Origin of the sequence: Veillonella sp. 27098_8_77 (genome assembly GCF_041431535.1) — a bacterium.
GTDB lineage: Bacteria > Bacillota > Negativicutes > Veillonellales > Veillonellaceae > Veillonella.
Genome location: NZ_JAPVXW010000004.1, coordinates 107,436 through 124,751, shown reverse-complemented (window position 1 = coordinate 124,751; position 17,316 = coordinate 107,436). Strand labels below are relative to the sequence as shown.

Genomic DNA, 17,316 nt, shown 5'->3' with positions numbered 1-17,316 from the left:
TCTACTCTCCATTATGACCGCCTACCAATGTATTTCTAAACTGCATGGTCCCTTCTTCTTGCAAGCTAGATGCACGAAGGATAGCATTTTTACCAAAACGTCCTTTAATATTCAGCATGGTTTTCTGTATATGTTCCTCTTGCTCTGCTATATCCGTTAATGCATTACTAAACAGGTCCATTTCAGTCGGTACAGCGGCCTTATTAACTAAATCTTCAAAGCGAACGGCAATGCGTCGTATCAACTCATGAGGCCGTTTATTTTTATCAAACAAGGCTAGTACAGCTGGACATAACTCTTGAAATGAGTCCGTATAATGCGCTAAGGTCCTAGATCCACCAGTGGACTTTAGATCCTCTGCCGCATAGCCAATATGAACATGAATACATTTTGTAACCGCCTTAATCTGTAGCAGTTCAAGGACTAAGGACTCTACCATTTCACGCATGGGCAATCGCGCCTCATCAGCCGTATAATTGCGCAATAGAATTTGGCTTTGTGAAAGGGAATGTTTAGACGGTCTATAGGCGTGAATATCGGCAATGGTACAGCTTTCACGGCCCCACGCATGATCGATTAACAGCTCCGCGTTCACACCAAATTCCTTATACAATTTATGTTCCGGTACTTGGGTGATGCCATACAAATCAAAGGCGCCAAATTTACGCAAACGATTGGCGATACCGCTGCCGATTTGCCAAATATCTGTAATGGGCTGATGATGCCAAATTTGCTCTTTAAAAAGGCTTTCATCAAGATACCCGATAAAATCCGGCGCATGCTTCGCCAGTATATCAAGGGCAATTTTAGCGAGGAATAAGTTAGTCCCAATGCCAACAGTAGCGTAAATATGAGTAGCCTCGAGTACCGCATCAAGCAGGAGTTGAGCCAACTGACGAGACGTTTTCTTGTACAAATTCGTATATGGCGTGATGTCTATAAAATATTCATCAATAGAATACACATGAATATCCTCAGGGGATATGTAATTTAGTAGCGTCCCATAAATCTGCGCCGACGCCTGCATATATCGTTTCATATGAGGCTTTACCGTGATGTATTCAATATGTGAAGGAATCTGAAATAAGCGAGCCCGATTCTTAACGCCTAGTTTCTTAAGTGCTGGAGAGATGGCTAACGTAATCGCACCCTTGCCACGAGAATTATCGGCCACCACCAACGGTGTCGTAAATGGATCTACCCCCAAATCGGCACATTCTACAGATGCGTAAAAGCTCTTTAAATCAATGCACATATACATCCGATTTGTATCAGCTGAACCCATACGAACACCTCCTTAAAGCGCTAATTCACTAACTTTCACAAAAATTATTATCTCCGTAATTTCTATCATTAGTATAACAAAAATTTACAGTATTTTCAAACGTATGTTTGCCATTATGAAGATAATTTTAAACAAAAAAGGTATCTACTATTAGAGATAGTTTCTAATAATAGATACCTTTATATTCTTTGGTGTTACGTAAATATAACCCCAAGATCATTCATTTATTGTTCTGGTCCAACTTTGTCATCATCTACCGTATCGAGGAATCGTGTTAATTCGCCCTTAAATAAGAGACTTACCGTCCCCACAGCGCCATTACGATGTTTTCGAATAAGAACCTCTGCCTCATCCCCCATTTCAGAGTTTTCATCGTAATATTTATCGCGATACAAAAAAATAACGATGTCCGCATCTTGTTCAAGAGAACCAGATTCACGAAGGTCAGATAATACTGGACGCTTATCTGGGCGGCTTTCAACACTACGAGACAACTGAGACAAGGCAATAACAGGCACATTAAATTCACGGGCAATCAGTTTTAGATTACGGGAAATTTCAGATACCTCTTGTTGACGGTTCTCACTGCCCTTACCGGAGCTACGGCCCTGCATAAGCTGAATATAATCGACGATGACAAGATCAAGGCCATGTTCTACCTTGAGGCGGCGCAACTTAGCGCGCATATCCTGCACCGTAAGGCCTGGCGTATCATCGATGAATAGGTTAGCTTGGCTCATCTCATCTGCAGCAGCCATCACCTTCCCCCAATCATTCGGGTCCATGTCAGCCTTGCGCAACTTGTCTGATTCAATACCGGCCACGGAGGACAAAATACGGCCTACCAACTGTTCCTTAGACATTTCCAGTGAGAAGAACGCTACAGTCCGCTTAATCCCCATCGCTACATTTTGAGCAATATTCAAGGTGAAAGCCGTCTTCCCCATAGCAGGGCGCGCCGCAACGAGAATCAGGTCCGACCGTTGTAGGCCATTTAGCTTGAAATCTAAATCTCTAAATCCCGTTGGTACACCTGTAATAGAGCCCTTATGTTGTTGCAGTTTATTCAGTCTATCAATATTCGTAAGAACGATATCCCTAATTGGAGAAAATGTCGACTCTGATTGTGTTTGACCGCCCACATCAAGAACGAGTTGTTCCGCCTTGTTCATGATAACAGATGGTTCATCCTCGCCAGCATAGGTCATGCCTACAATCTTATTACCTGCATCAATGAGGCGGCGCATTTGTGCTTTTTCTGCAATAATACGCGCATGCTCTTCAATGTTATAGCCCGTTGCTTCGTTTGCAAGGGACGTAATATAAGCAATGCCACCTACGGTATCAAGTTTTTTGCGCCGTTCTAACTCTTCACTTAATGTAATAAAATCAATTGTTTTATTACTTTTTACGAGGCTCAAAATAGCATCATAAATGATACGGTGCGTATCACGATAAAAATCATCACGTTCTACGATACTGATCACCAGGTCAACAGATTCGCCCGATGATGAGCCATCCGTTAGCAATGCCCCTAATACGGCCTTTTCCGCATCCTCATTATGCGGTGGTATGCGTACGTCCATGTTCTTCTCCCCTTAACTCGATTATGACAATGTTCCCTGTGAAAGAATTCGTCAGGTTCTATGCACAAAAAGAATCACCACACTCTGTGAGCATGGTGATTCGAAGATTATTCAGCGACTACGTTAACCTTGATAGTGCTCGTAATTTCTGGATGTACACGAACCACTACATCATGAACACCTAATGTTTTCAACGGTTCTTTAATTTCGATTTTCTTTTTATCGATATCTACCTTATATTGAGCTTTAGCTGCATCAGAAATGTCCTTAGCAGTAACAGAACCAAATACACGGCCTTCTTCGCCCATGCGAACCTTAACAGTTACTTCTACCTTTGTAAGTTGAGCCGCTAAGATTTTAGCTTCATCATTTGCTACGGCTTTGTTATGTGCAATGGATTCTTGTTTTTGGCGCGCATTGTTTACATTTGTAGCTGTACCTTCGAGGCCAAGACCTTTTTTAATCAATACATTACGACCATATGCGTCGCTTACTTCAACGATTTCGCCTTTTTTGCCAACCTTTTTTACATCTTCTAACAATACTACTTTCATTGTTGTTCCTCCTCTTTTTCAGCAGAATGAAGAGCCTCTAGCGCTTTATCTAGAATAGCGGCCTTCGCTTCTTCTATCGTCATACCTTGTAATTGAGCACCAGCCACAGTTCTGTGACCGCCACCGCCCAAGGCTTCCATTACAACCTGTACATTCACCTTGCCCTTGGATCGAGCGCTAACGCCGATACCGCCGTCATTTAACGAGTAAAGTACAAAGGCGGCTTCAATATCTTCATTACTGATGAGCATGTCCGCACTCTGTGCAGCCAATGCCATCATATCCTTTAAACCTTCAGGTGCTACAGAGATAGCAATTCCTTCGGTACGACTAGCTTCAAATACCATTTTAGCACGCAATTGGATAGAATCGAAGGTTTCAATAAATAATTGTTTAACCCGTTCAATATCCGCCCCCGCTCGGCGCAAGAATGCTGCTGCTTCAAAGGTACGCGCCCCAGTTTGTTGAACAAAGTTCTTCGTATCTAGAACTATACCTGCATAAATACCTGTGGCTTCCGCTTTTGAAAGTTTTACAGGAACGCCCGCATATTGTACAAGTTCTGTTACAAGCTCACTTGTAGATGATGCAGCCGGTTCTAAATACGTAAGCAATGGATTTTCAATAAAATCAGCTGCCCGGCGATGATGATCGATAACAATACGCCGTTCAGAAGCTTCAAGAGCCTCTGGTGCCGCTACCATTTCAGGTCTATGTGTATCACATACGATAACAAGTGTATTCGCATCAACCCAAAGCTTTGCTTCAGGAGCCGTCAATTTATGGGATAACCAAAATTCGTCTTCATCAAGGACATTCACCATTTTAGTAATAGCACTGGATTCTTTTGAGAGCGCGAAACGCACCTCTTTACCAAGAGCACGTGCAATCGCTACGACGCCGATAACGCCACCTAAAGCATCATAATCCTCGCGTTGATGGCCCATAACAAGAATTTTATCGGAGTCATTCATGAGCTCATGAATGGCTTGACTCACTACGCGCGCACGAACGCGTGTATTCTTTTCTACGCCTGCCGTGTTACCACCGAAGAAGCGGGTGCTTTCACCATCCATAATACAAACCTGATCGCCACCGCGACCCAAGGCGATGTCGAGAGCTGCGCGGGCCCGTTCGGATACGTCCTTAACCGTTCCTGCATTTTCACCAATACCGATACTAATCGTAGCCGGCACTTGGCGTGGAGAAGGCAATTTACGAACCCGTTCAAGAACCTTAAACCCATCTTGTTCCATGGATTGCAAGGCGCCGCGCGACACGGCAAAGGTATACATATCGTCTTGGAAATTACGGATGAAGCCTTCGTGTTTATCGATTTCATCGACTACGATATTATTAATTTCAGCCCATAAATTCGTATATTCCCTATCGCTGAGGCCTTTTGTCAATTCTTCGATATTATCGATTTGAATCATGCCCCATACAGGTTGTTCCTCTTGAGCCCTGATACGGTCCTTTTCGATGTCCGTAATATCCTTGAAATACAAGGCCATCACAGCATGTTCCGTCAATTCATCATTTGGGTCTGCATCAGGTCTTGTATCGCGTGGGTCAATGAACTTGTACACCACTTGGAAATATCGGTCTCCATAGCGCTCCTTCAAGAACCCTGATTTGCCCCAAATCTTATCAATTCTAAATCCAGGAATTAAAGCGGACATTTTTTGTAATTTATTCCAGTCCACCGGAACCCAATCGGCAAATACGCTATTATTCCACACCAATGTACCTTGCTTATTGACAAGTACAATAGCGGTCGGTAAATTTTGCAACGCGAAATTAGCTGCTTGCGTTACATTTTTCATCATAGCACCAAATTGTTCGCGTGCTAAGCGACGCCGATTATGGATGGTATTGTAATTAATCAAGTATACAGCAACCACCACGATAGCCGATAATATAGCTAATAGCCAATTTAAATAAGCGATGATTAAGACTAATAGAACGATAACACCAATAATAGTCCATTCCATTACCGTCCATCTTCGTTGAAAGGATTTCATAGCAACCTCCTTTCTATTAATAACCTCGTTGATTAAAACGAGATCGTAAATCTAAAAACATATCCATAACACCAAATGTTACAAGAGATACAGGCATCATGACATATAAAAAAGCTATAATAATAATTTTTAATACCCTTGATACACCATAACCTTCTAAAATACCTAGCAAGCTAGCGATTCCATTAAGACCGCACGCAAAAGCACCGAATAAAGCAATGTTCATCCCAACAGTTGTGAGCATCTCATTATGGATACCAACAAAAGATGAACCATAGATAATAATGAGCCCTACAGCTAATACACCAGCAGTCCAAACAGGTATTTGCCAAGATGAAATGGCTGGTAATGGTTGTACAGGGTTATTGGTGCGTTTTGCAATATAGGCAGTAAACCATGCCAAGATATAGGATGTAACAGCAAATGCACAAAACGCATAGGTTACAATCATCCGTTTAATCTGTACCAGACTCGCTTGTATTTGCTGTATATACAGCTCTGTCTGTTCAGGTGGCAACGATTGTTGCTTTACGGTCTCTATAAATGCATTCTGTATTTCCTCTTCTATGCTTTGAAGTGATGTCTGTAGATCAACGGACATCACCGACATCGATGCTAAGAGCGTAATAATAGTAGTTACCGCTAATGCCAATGTAGGTACCAGAATTAATTTTAAAGGAGACCAACGGTTACGGAAACCGAGTCCAACAAAAATACTAGGTACTGCATACATCAAGATAGTTCCTACAGCGGTCAAGGGTCCCAACAAAATGGAAACAATAACAAAAGCCACTACAGCCGCCGAACAACTATATCGAATCCCCCACCGAATACCAACAATAGCAATCGCCGCAGGAGCGACGATGGTAGCTAGCAATGATAAGATGGGGAGGCTAGCACCTATAACAGTTAATACAACTACGATGGCTGCTAAAAATGCCGTCTCCACCATAGCTCTTGTATTTGTTTGTTTCATAATACTCCATCCAATACTAAAAGGATACCAGTTATCTTTTAATTATAGCAGTTTAAAGAAGTAACTTCAAATACCCTATATAGTAGACAATTACAGCAACTACGCTACTTATGGTGTCTCAAAATAATAAAGATATCCCCCTCAAGACTGTTCGCCATGTAATCGTGGCATTCTGCTTGAGAGGGATATGTTATTTAGTGTACATCTTGGATGATTGGTAAAATCATAGGTCTACGACGTGTTTTGTCGTAGAAGAATTTACCCAATGCATCGCGAACATTTTGTTTAATTGTAGTCCAATCCTTAATACGTTGTGCTTCGCAATCATCTAATACTTGATGAACACGACGTTCTGCTTCTAGCATAAGTTCTTCTGCATCGCGAACGTATACGAAGCCACGAGATACGAGATCAGGACCTGCAATGATTGTACCGGAAGCAGTATCCATAGCCATAACAACGATAACCATGCCTTCTTGTGCCAATTGTTGGCGATCGCGAATAACGATATTACCAACATCGCCAACGCCTAAGCCGTCAACAAAGATAGCGCCAGCTTGCACCCGACCACCTTTACGACCACCGTTTTTATCGAACTCAAAGATTTGACCATTGTCGCCGATAAGGACCTTCTTAGGATCTACGCCCATAGCTACACCAAGTTCACCATGGCGGCGCAACATACGATACTCACCATGAACAGGGATGAAGTATTCTGGACGCACAAGGTTGAGCATTGTTTTAAGCTCTTCTTGGCTCGCATGACCAGATACGTGGATACCACGGTCTTTGCCATATACTACATGACAGCCTAGACGAAGTAAGTTATCAATAGTTCTACCAACAGCACCTTCATTGCCTGGAATTGGCGTAGCAGAGATGATAACCGTATCATTTGGTGCCAATTCTACAGTACGGTGATTGCTTGTAGCCATACGGGACAAGCCCGCCATTGGTTCACCTTGAGAACCTGTTGTTAAGATCATGATTTGATCATCTGTGTAATTATGCATTACATCTACATCGATAATCGTATTTGGCGGAATATTTAAATAACCACGTTCTTGTGCGATTTCTGTAACATTCACCATGCTGCGGCCCATAACAACAACCTTACGCTTGAACATCACAGCTGCATCGATAGCTTGTTGAATACGGGATACGTTAGATGCAAATGTAGCCAATACAACACGGCCTTTTGCAGCTCCTACAGCTTGCTTAATAGCTGGTCCAACGGAGCTTTCAGAACCAGTAAAGCCAGGTTTTTCAACATTCGTAGAGTCGGACATCAAGGCTAATACGCCCTTGTTACCAAGTTCTGCGAATTTATGAATATCCATCAATTTGCCATCAACTGGTGTTTGGTCGATTTTAAAGTCCCCTGTATGAAGTACAGTACCGATAGGTGTATCGAAGTACACCGCAACGGAGTCAGGAATAGAGTGATTAGTTTGGATAAAGCCAACCTTCACTTGACCGATTTGAACTTCATCGCCGGCTGCAATGGTACGAAGGCATTTTGGGGATACCTTATGTTCTTTGAACTTACCTTCAATTAAACCACAAACTAGATTTGTAGCATACACAGGACAGTTAATTTCCTTCATAAGGTACGCCAAGGAACCAATATGGTCTTCGTGGCCATGAGTAATAACGACTGCTTTCACGCGATCCTTATTCTCAATGATATAGCTCATATCAGGAATAACGATATCTACACCAAGCATATCTTCGCTAGGGAACGCAAGACCCGCATCAAGGACGATAATTTCATCCTCGTATTGGAAGATGGTCATATTTTTACCGATTTCACCAAGGCCACCAAGAGGGATAATTTGGAATTTCCCCTTGTTGGATCCTGCTGGCTGGCGACCGATTAAATCAGATTGCACCTCTTGATTGCGGTCGTGATTACGTGCCATCGGACGGTTATTAGTACGCGTGCGACGGTTATTGGTAGTTTCATTGCGACTTGCATCGTTTGTATTGCGTGTACGCGTATTACGTGTATTTCTTGTATTACGAGTATTCTCGCCATTTCGTTCGGTACGATGTGTATTATCCCCACTACGGGTTGTGCGAGTTTGACGAGTTTGGCGCGTTTTACGTTCTGCACCTTGTTGTTCAGCTTGCTCGCCAGTTGAACGTTGACGACGTGTATTCGTTCTTGTATGTGTCGTACGTCGTTGGCGACCTTCGCCATTTTGATTAGCTTCGCTTGTATGACGACGTTCACCACTACGACGACCTTCTGTATTGCGGTGTTCTCCCGCAGGTCGACGCGTATTGATGCGACGGCGAGTTGTTTTTTGCTCACCTTGAGCAGATGGCGCCGTCTCTACTGCAGTCACTTGTGCAGTATGTTGATTATCTGTTGTGTTCACAGTTCCTCCTAAAATTTTGTTCATTAATTTGTTTAACATATATTTTCACCTATCATTAAAATTTGATCTTTACAGAGGAACGGACAAACGAAAAAGGCGCTATCTAGCAGCGTCTCTCAAATGGGCGCAAAAATAGCGCAACTCAATTGTTACCGTCCAAGTCCTTTTGTCCATTCGCCTCGTGCAAATGAGTATAGTGTACCATTAAACGCGTCAGCCGCGACGTTACGTTCTCATCGTTACCGTTTAATGTTCATTATAATCCGATCGTTCTGATGAAAGCCTCGCTTTCATACGTTAGTATTATTGTAACATAAAAACAGCGTTAACAAAAGAGGTCCCTTATGTTAACGCTATTTCATTAAACTTGTACGGATTTATCTGATTATCATACAGAATCTAGCCGTGTTTATATATCATATTTATTTATCATCATCAGGCAAATGTTTGTAAAAGGCTTCAATATGCCAAGCACCATTTTCTTCAATAAGAGAAATATATCGCTTCATCGGTTTAGCCTCTACCATGCCTTCACTAGCCTTTGTCGTTTGTAAATCTGCTTCAAATACAATACGCTTTAAACTGCCTGAACGACTCAGCCGTGCCACATCTAAGGTAACCATATCCACTTTTGCACCTTGTTGCATAGATATGAGCCATTTTTGTTTTTCTACCGGATTGGCCCTAACTCGGTTCATCACATACGTGAAAGCCTTATCATAGTCCTTATTATTTACCGCATCAAAATAGCCTTGTACTGATGCACGAGCGGCAGCTTCACTACCTTCGCCAACAATGGCATTTGTAAACCACCCTGAAGGGAACACTTCATTTTCTGGTCCCATATTTCGTAAAGAAAATCCAACTACGCATAATATAGTTACAAGAACAACAATTAAAACTCTCGTTGTTAACGAACTACTCGTAGGGGATACTTTCATAATAGAAGCTAGCCTTGCATCTATGACGATATGCTTCAATGCACTACCATATTGATTATCCTGCTGTTGACCTTTTTGGCATAATAACAACAGTAAAATCAATGGTCCGACAAATGGAATGAGGAATAGTAACAAGCTCATGCTACCTCGCCCCGTATCATGAAGCCGACGCACACACAACGCCCCTAACGGAAGTAAGGAAACTAAACATAGTATAGCCGTCAAGACCCCACCTAAACCGATTAAATACGGTCCTGTTTGAAATATAACTGTCAAAACATAGAAAAAGGCAAGTAAACCAACCATAGCAATGTGCCACAGTAAAAGGAATTGAAAAAACTCCCTACGCGAAGCACGACCATCCGTATCCAGGAACTTATTCATCACATAGAGATATGTATCCTTATAACTCATCTGATAATGAGCCATAGGATAGATGACATCACCTTCAGGGGCAATACGTTCCACCTCAACAGACGTTGTATACTGACCACAGGTAGGACAAAACATAGCTGCCTCATCACAATATTGATGGCAAGCATCACAATAACGTTTCATAAATTTCTCTCCAAAACTCTCAACTCAAATTATTTTAAGTATGTATCTACAGCCTCAGCAAACCCTTGCCGATATAGATTAGCTCCGCCGTTTGCAGGATGGCGCAAACCAATAGCAGATAGGCCGAATTTTCCCATCGTATCTGCAGACTTTTGTCCTACCGCTAGCATAAGAGGTTCATCTCCACCCATTTCACGATGTAATTCTAATAATCGTTTTGTATACTCCCATCCTTGCTCTTGCTCAGCCTCTGTAGGTGTACGGTTCGTCAATGGATTTCCATCCTTATGTGGGTGGAAAGGAAATATATTCCATAACAATGTATCATACGGATCGATGCCCTTTTCTAGAATAGCACTCCATACCACCGTATCAGTAGGTTCGTTAAAACCATCCTTCTGCTGTGTTCCTTTTAACAATGTGCTCGCCGGTGAGCTAGTACGGTCTAATCGAATAGGGGTTACATCCTTCGCACGAATTGTTTTGTGCTTATCTAATAGCATTCTTTCACAAGTAATGGCAATACCACTGAAACGCCCACCTTGGTAGCCTACTGCCTCAGCCACTACAAATACCTTAGCACGACCTAAGCGTGGCAACAAATAGGCTACCAAATTATCTTGACGCACTCGAGCCGCATCAAAACCGTCTGTGACAATCTCTAAATCCGGATTCACCTCGCCCCACGGATTATGTACAAGATCACCAGAATACTGGGCGAGCCAATCCACAAAATTGCGCACCGTCTCTACATGCTCCGCATCAAAGGATGCTATGTATTCATCAAACGACATGCTCTTATCTAGCTCAAACAAAGACATACAGCCTCCAATTTAAATTTTATAGGTAATAAATAATATATATCTACTATACATGATAATTACACGAATTGCATAAGAAATTAAAGAAACCACCCAAGCATAGAAATTCTTGGGTGCTTCTTTTGCAACATATACAACTAAATATAGAACTCGATTTTGTCTTCTTTTGCCAATTGGAATTGTTCAAAGATATGGTTCCGAATATTAACAAAGGATGCCGATGTGCGGCCGGTTCTGTCGATGATATTTACAGGGATGATGGTTTGTACACGTCCTGGGTTAGCCGCTAGGACAACAACGCGGTCTGCTAAGACTACGGCTTCTTCAATATCGTGGGTAACGAATACAACTGTCTTGCCTTCTTCGCGGCAGATGCGAGAGATTTCGTCTTGTAAATTGATACGTGTTAATGCATCGAGGGCGCCCAGCGGTTCGTCCATGAAGATAATATCCGGATCTACAGCTAGTGCACGGGCGATGGATACACGTTGTTGCATGCCCCCAGATAGTTCTGCAGGGTAGCGATTACGGGCATGGTCTAGGCCTACCATTTTAACGTATTTGTCGATAATAGCTGGTCGCTCCTCTTTAGGCACCTTTTTACTTTCAAGACCTAATTCAATATTGCTTTCTACCGTACGCCATGGCAACAAGCCATAGTTCTGAAATACCGTTACATATCTAAGTTGAGGGGCTTTTACCTCTTCACCGTCAATCGTAATAGAACCGGACGTAACAAGCTCAAAGCCCGCCATTGCATTTAAGAGTGTACTTTTACCAGAACCAGAAGGGCCTAAGAGACAAATAAACTCGCCCTTTTCAATATCTAAATTAATATCTTCAAGGATGGTGAGTGGTTCCCCATCCTTCATAAACTCCTTATGTGCATTGCGCACTGAAATGTAACCCATGAGGCCACCTCCTATTTCTCAATACCCCAACGTTTGTAAATCCATTTTTCGATGAGGGATACGCCCCAATCGAGTAAAAGCCCAACAAAACCAATGGTCAAGATTGCTACCATCAAGAGATCATTGCGCAAATTATTTCTCATATCGATGATGAGAAAGCCAAGACCTGTTTGCGAGCCTACCATTTCACCTGTTACAAGGAAGATCCACGCCGTACCAAGAGCGATGTGAAGACCGGACGCAATGCCAGGAAATACAGCAGGCAACACGATTTTAAATAATAGTTCTGGCTGTTTAATACCAAAATTACGGGCTACCTTGATATATACAGGATCGATATTTTGGATAGCGGATACTGTGGATAATAGTACGGGGAAGAAGGCTGCAATAAAAATGATAACGATGGCTGGTGCTTGACCAATACCGAAGAATAGAACGATAAATGGCAACCACGCCACAGGAGAAATTGGTCGAATGACTTGAACGATAGGGTTGATGTAGTTCCAAATCCCCTTGTACCAGCCTAAGATAAGACCTAGAAATACGCCCGCTACAACAGAAATGATATAGCCGATAAAGAAACGCACCAAACTGTCTGCAATATCTTTAAAAAGAACACCGTCTCCAATAAGCTCTCCAAAGCCGAGTAATACCTTATATGGTGTTGGTAATAGAGCCTCGTTAAAGCCGCCTAGACGAACGATTAGTTCCCAAATCAGCCACGCTGCAATAAATGCCCCTGGCACATATGTATATTTCTTCATGGTCCCCTCCTATGGTAACAATGATTGATCTACAAACTCTGAATAGCTCGGCACCTTCTTGATTAAATCAATATGTGTCATGTGATGCACGAGCGCATTGTAACGGTCCTCTGTAAGGGCTAAATCTCCAAACCCAATCACCTTGAGGGAACGTTCAATAACCGGATCCTTAAACTTCATGTACTTTAAGGAAATCTCCTTTTGTGCCTCTGGATGCTCATCTAGATATTTACCGGCATCGAGATAGGCCTTTGTGAAAGCTTTCGCTAAATCGTGGTGTTCATCAACAAATTGACCATTAAACACGAGAGCACAACAAATATTATCGTGCCAGAGGTGATCAGGGTCTTCAAAGATCTTGCCTTTTCCCATTTCCAATGCAAGAGAGCCAAATGGTTCAGCCACACTATAGCCTGCAATTTGGCCTACCGCTAAAGCAGATGGCATTTCAGGAGGACTCATTTCTACGACTTGTACATCTTTTTCACTAAGACCGGCCCGTTCCAGCATGAGGTCCACGAGGATTTTTTGAGTAGATTGTTTATGAGGGATAGCAAAGGATTTACCTTTTAAATCTTGAACAGAATTAATATCATTGTTGACGATGATAATATTACCTTCTGTATGGCCCAGTGCAGCAGCACGAACATCAATACCTTATTCACGAGCCTTTACACCGAGCTCAACGAGAACGGCTGCTGCATCTACCTTACCTGTATTCAATGCATCCATAAGCTCTGGCCATGATCCATACTTAACAAGCTCTACATGAACCGGACCATCTGGCGTTTCCAGTTCTTTCGTAGCAAATACCGGTAATGCATGCGTAATTGGTAAATAGGCTACGCGTACAGTCTTTAATTCTTGAGCCGTCTTTGGTTTATGGTGTTCATGATAGCCATATGCTATACCGCCAATAACCAAGAGGACCACCCCGATGATTAGATACCAAGTTTTCTTCATAACTTCCCCTCTTTCTACCTCATAACAAGGGGCGATTTTGACACATGCTATTTCCGCACTTTTCTAAAACCTAGATGAAATAAGGTTTCAGAACACCTCGTTCTAAAAAATTATATAACCTACTATATCAATATGTTTTTATTCTGTCAATAATGCATACAGGTATAATGGGTTTTGTTTTAGAAATAGTAAGTACTTTAATAGAGGCATACATATATCCAATAATTTGCTCAATCATATACACGCAAAAAAGCATCAACCGCATTGAGCAGTTGATGCTACTTTCACAAATACTATTAACAATATATTATTCTTCAATATAAGCTTGTCGTTTATTTAAAATATAGATTTCTGAGCTGCCAGCCTCGCTATATTCGCCAACATACGGAGCAATGCTAGACTGTTTAAAATGGCTAATTTCGCCCTTCGGAACGATGACCATAATCTGTTTACCTTCAGCCAAACGCTTAATAAATTCGTCCTCGGTCACCTGTTTCATAAGATATTTCTTATCCCATTCAGCGCTACGTTGTTTCAATTTATCTTTATCATCCCAACGGCTACTATCCCCCTTGATACGAATGACCTCATGACCTGTATAGTATACGATAGATGTGCTATATCCATTGTAGTAATACACATTACCATTGTATTCTTCTACAACAGGTATAAGATTAACCGCACTACGTTGTTTTACTAAAGGAACTAGGCCCTCAAGCACAACAATGGAGGAGATGAGCATGGTGCCAATTACAATCGTGCTCAACATACGATAGCGTTGGCGAGTCCACCAGAACCAGAATAAGCCCAACAAGGACACGCCAGCAAATACATAGAGCAAACCATAATAGCCCCAAGGCGCGAAGAATGATGCCACTACAAACGCTACCCACAGTAAGAGAGTCGGCCCCACAACAATCCACGGCACATAACGTGGCCGTCCTGGTCGAAGAGCTTTCATAGCCCCCAATGTGCCAAGAATGCTAAATGGTATGAGACTAATAAATGTGTAGAGCGGATATTTTGTGGCCATTAGGGAATAGAACAGAACGGTACCTACGCCCCAGCATAGAGAATATATATACCACTTATGATGCTGTTTAAAGCCTGTTATAATGCCATAAATAACGGCCCCAGTCCACGGTAACGATGCGCCAAGGAAAATAGCGATATAGTACCACCACACATTGTCCTCTGGATGCTCGGACTGTGTAGCGCGTGTCACATTATTAAGGCCTAAAAATCCATCTACAAAAGCTTGTCCATGTGCACTGTACATATAGAGGTACCACGGCATGGCAACGACAAAAAATGCTATAATGCCCTTCCAGTCAAAGAGACGGAATAGCATTCGTTTAGACCGGCAAAGCGCCACATAGATGAGCAAAATTAGACCCGGCAAAACAAGCGCCACAGGCCCTTTTGTTAAAACGCCAAACCCGGAGAATGCATAAGCTACAATCATAGCCGATCTAGAATCTTCTTGCAATCCCTTGTACGCATACATCATTACCATCAAGGTTGTAAATAACAATACCATATCAGTAATAACGCCATGGGCAACAGCCCAGAACATGAGCGATGTACCAAGAATAGAAGAACCTACAAGACCGATAAGCCAACGTCTACTAAAAGCCCGTAACGCTTGGAACATCGCCGCCACGGACAAAGCGCCAAATACGGCACTAGGCAATCGAACCACCCAGTCGGCGAATCCAAACACTTTAAAGGCCAATGCAATAAGCCAGTAAATCATAATAGGCTTATCATACCAATACGTCCCATAAATCTGAGGCGATAACCAATCGCCAGATAATACCATTTCCTTGGCAGTTAACGCATAATTCGATTCTACCGGATCCGTTACGGGCAGCATATTATTTGCCATCATAAAGAATACCAGCCAAACAACAAACAACACAGGCGTCAAACGAGACAATTTCATCGTAATCTCCTTATGATTTACGGCGATTCTTATAGAATTTAAATCCAAGCACGACAGCTACAATAGCAAAGATGACCATCACGACTAACAAAAATTCATGATTATACTGAATAAGATCCTTCCAGTTTTCACCAAGCACCTTACCTAAGTAAACGAGCAAAATCGTCCATGGAATCGTGCCAAGAGCTGTCCAGATGATAAAGTGCCACATTGGATAGCGCGCCATACCAGCCGGGAAGGAAATAAAGGTACGAACACCAGGCAAAAGACGACCGAAGAATACAGCAGCACCGCCGTATTTATTAAACATCTTTTCAGCTAGCTCAAATTTATGTTCATTAAAGAATATATATTTACCATATTTCAATAATAAAGGACGACCACCGTGCTCACCCATCCAGTAAGATAAAATGGACCCTACGATACCCGCCAAGGTACCCACAACCATAGTAGTATGGAGTTCAAATATGCCTTGCGCAATCAAATACCCTGCAAATCCAAGCACAATTTCACTAGGGATTGGTACATTCGCATTTTCCAATACCATTGTGATGAACATAGCCGCATAGCCATACGTTTCCATGAACGAAATAATATATTCCACTTGTTATACCTCTTCATCCACCCCTACAAGAGGATTGTGATTTTTTAATGTAACTTTGGTGAAAGTTTCACCCTGTATACAACCTATTTTACCATAATAAAATGACCCTCACCATACGGGAGGGTCATTTGCGGTATCCTTAGTATTTTGTTTTCGCAAGAATCAACTAGTCATACACAGTTATTCTGTTTTAAGTCCTTGTATAAAATCAAAGGATTTTACAGCTGCTTCTGTATCTACAAAGTGGAACGGTTCCAATAAACGACAGAATTTAAATAGGTAGTCACGCTTTTGTAAAACTGCTTTCACATGCAAAACAGTTTCTCGCGCGCAACGGGCTGAGCTATAGCCATTCATAGCCGCATATAGATAGGTATTAGGTAAATCACCTTCACGGATAAAGCTGTGGATGAAGATAAGTAAATCCCATCCAGCAGGCGTGAATTCTGGCCAACGACGTGCATTTTCCCAATCGAGGAGCATTACACTATCCGCGTCTGGATCATATACAATATCACGCAACGCGGGGCGACCATGAGCGATGCCATAATCATGGAGTGTACCGAGAGCTTTACCAAAAGCATAAAAAATGTGGATTGCCATATCTTCTAAGGACTGATCCTCTGGATGTTCCTGTGGTAAATGGCCATAGTAGGTCAAGTTCTTGCCATAATTCGGCGTCACGAAATAGTTTTCTCGAAATCCCACGATTTCTGGTGCCAATGGTAGCTGAGTGCGCACAAAGTTCATCATATAAAACTCATGGTCAAAGGATGCACGAGGGGATGGTTTGATCCATGATGACCGGTTATTACCTACAGCGCGTTTTACAAAATACTCATTGCCTTGAAAGGTAACTTGGAATACGCGTCCCAATTCTTCGTCATTCAATTTATGGTCTATATATTCTAATAAGGCTTCGTTCATGAGACCTCCTAATGTCATCAATGCTTACCTATTTATTATATAATAAACACCATATATGTATCAAATAAAGACC

Annotated in this window: 13 protein-coding genes and 1 pseudogene; all 14 read right to left on the bottom strand. The window is 42.2% G+C overall.

Annotated features, from left to right (window positions below; translation table 11 throughout):
• Position 1: 1 nt before the first annotated feature.
• Positions 2-1,285: a DNA repair protein gene (locus O3617_RS03995; protein WP_371448819.1), complete on the bottom strand. Its 1,284-nt coding sequence runs from the start codon at positions 1,283-1,285 to the stop codon at positions 2-4.
• Positions 1,286-1,509: 224 nt separating this feature from the next.
• Positions 1,510-2,871, bottom strand: coding sequence for a replicative DNA helicase (dnaB, locus tag O3617_RS03990; RefSeq protein ID WP_287516890.1), 1,362 nt, complete (start codon positions 2,869-2,871; stop codon positions 1,510-1,512).
• 107 nt (positions 2,872-2,978) lie between these two features.
• Positions 2,979-3,425: a 50S ribosomal protein L9 gene (rplI, locus tag O3617_RS03985; RefSeq protein ID WP_016476360.1), complete on the bottom strand. Its 447-nt coding sequence runs from the start codon at positions 3,423-3,425 to the stop codon at positions 2,979-2,981.
• Complete coding sequence (locus tag O3617_RS03980) at positions 3,422-5,449, bottom strand: DHH family phosphoesterase (RefSeq protein WP_371448817.1); 2,028 nt, start codon at positions 5,447-5,449, stop codon at positions 3,422-3,424. Before O3617_RS03980 ends, rplI begins: the two co-directional genes overlap by 4 nt.
• Positions 5,450-5,465: 16 nt before the next feature.
• Entirely contained in the window at positions 5,466-6,425 is a 960-nt protein-coding gene (locus O3617_RS03975) for a DUF2232 domain-containing protein (RefSeq protein WP_371448816.1), read from the bottom strand.
• A gap of 194 nt (positions 6,426-6,619) precedes the next feature.
• Positions 6,620-8,809: a ribonuclease J gene (locus O3617_RS03970; protein WP_371448814.1), complete on the bottom strand. Its 2,190-nt coding sequence runs from the start codon at positions 8,807-8,809 to the stop codon at positions 6,620-6,622.
• A 422-nt stretch (positions 8,810-9,231) separates the two neighbouring features.
• Positions 9,232-10,308: a DUF805 domain-containing protein gene (locus O3617_RS03965; protein WP_371448812.1), complete on the bottom strand. Its 1,077-nt coding sequence runs from the start codon at positions 10,306-10,308 to the stop codon at positions 9,232-9,234.
• 29 nt (positions 10,309-10,337) lie between these two features.
• Positions 10,338-11,129: a uracil-DNA glycosylase gene (locus tag O3617_RS03960; protein ID WP_371448811.1), complete on the bottom strand. Its 792-nt coding sequence runs from the start codon at positions 11,127-11,129 to the stop codon at positions 10,338-10,340.
• 137 nt (positions 11,130-11,266) lie between these two features.
• On the bottom strand, positions 11,267-12,040 hold the full coding sequence (locus tag O3617_RS03955; RefSeq protein WP_371448810.1) for an ABC transporter ATP-binding protein: 774 nt from the start codon (positions 12,038-12,040) through the stop codon (positions 11,267-11,269).
• An 11-nt stretch (positions 12,041-12,051) separates the two neighbouring features.
• Positions 12,052-12,804, bottom strand: coding sequence for an ABC transporter permease (locus tag O3617_RS03950; RefSeq protein ID WP_325192539.1), 753 nt, complete (start codon positions 12,802-12,804; stop codon positions 12,052-12,054).
• Between the two features lie 9 nt (positions 12,805-12,813).
• A pseudogene (locus O3617_RS03945) lies at positions 12,814-13,767 on the bottom strand (ABC transporter substrate-binding protein).
• Between the two features lie 307 nt (positions 13,768-14,074).
• Positions 14,075-15,712, bottom strand: a complete 1,638-nt coding sequence (locus tag O3617_RS03940) for an ArnT family glycosyltransferase (protein WP_371448809.1) — start codon at positions 15,710-15,712, stop codon at positions 14,075-14,077.
• 10 nt (positions 15,713-15,722) lie between these two features.
• On the bottom strand, positions 15,723-16,316 hold the full coding sequence (locus O3617_RS03935) for a DedA family protein (protein ID WP_371448808.1): 594 nt from the start codon (positions 16,314-16,316) through the stop codon (positions 15,723-15,725).
• A 180-nt stretch (positions 16,317-16,496) separates the two neighbouring features.
• Positions 16,497-17,243, bottom strand: coding sequence for a hypothetical protein (locus O3617_RS03930; protein ID WP_371448806.1), 747 nt, complete (start codon positions 17,241-17,243; stop codon positions 16,497-16,499).
• Positions 17,244-17,316 lie beyond the last annotated feature (73 nt).

Coding starts and splice junctions, on each gene's coding strand:
- O3617_RS03980 (WP_371448817.1), bottom strand. CDS start 5,449: ATGAAATCCTTTCAACGAAGATGGACGGTAATGGAATGGACTATTATT.
- dnaB (WP_287516890.1), bottom strand. CDS start 2,871: ATGGACGTACGCATACCACCGCATAATGAGGATGCGGAAAAGGCCGTA.
- rplI (WP_016476360.1), bottom strand. CDS start 3,425: ATGAAAGTAGTATTGTTAGAAGATGTAAAAAAGGTTGGCAAAAAAGGC.
- O3617_RS03965 (WP_371448812.1), bottom strand. CDS start 10,308: ATGAAACGTTATTGTGATGCTTGCCATCAATATTGTGATGAGGCAGCT.
- O3617_RS03995 (WP_371448819.1), bottom strand. CDS start 1,285: ATGGGTTCAGCTGATACAAATCGGATGTATATGTGCATTGATTTAAAG.
- O3617_RS03950 (WP_325192539.1), bottom strand. CDS start 12,804: ATGAAGAAATATACATATGTGCCAGGGGCATTTATTGCAGCGTGGCTG.
- O3617_RS03955 (WP_371448810.1), bottom strand. CDS start 12,040: ATGGGTTACATTTCAGTGCGCAATGCACATAAGGAGTTTATGAAGGAT.
- O3617_RS03930 (WP_371448806.1), bottom strand. CDS start 17,243: ATGAACGAAGCCTTATTAGAATATATAGACCATAAATTGAATGACGAA.
- O3617_RS03975 (WP_371448816.1), bottom strand. CDS start 6,425: ATGAAACAAACAAATACAAGAGCTATGGTGGAGACGGCATTTTTAGCA.
- O3617_RS03940 (WP_371448809.1), bottom strand. CDS start 15,712: ATGAAATTGTCTCGTTTGACGCCTGTGTTGTTTGTTGTTTGGCTGGTA.
- O3617_RS03960 (WP_371448811.1), bottom strand. CDS start 11,129: ATGTCTTTGTTTGAGCTAGATAAGAGCATGTCGTTTGATGAATACATA.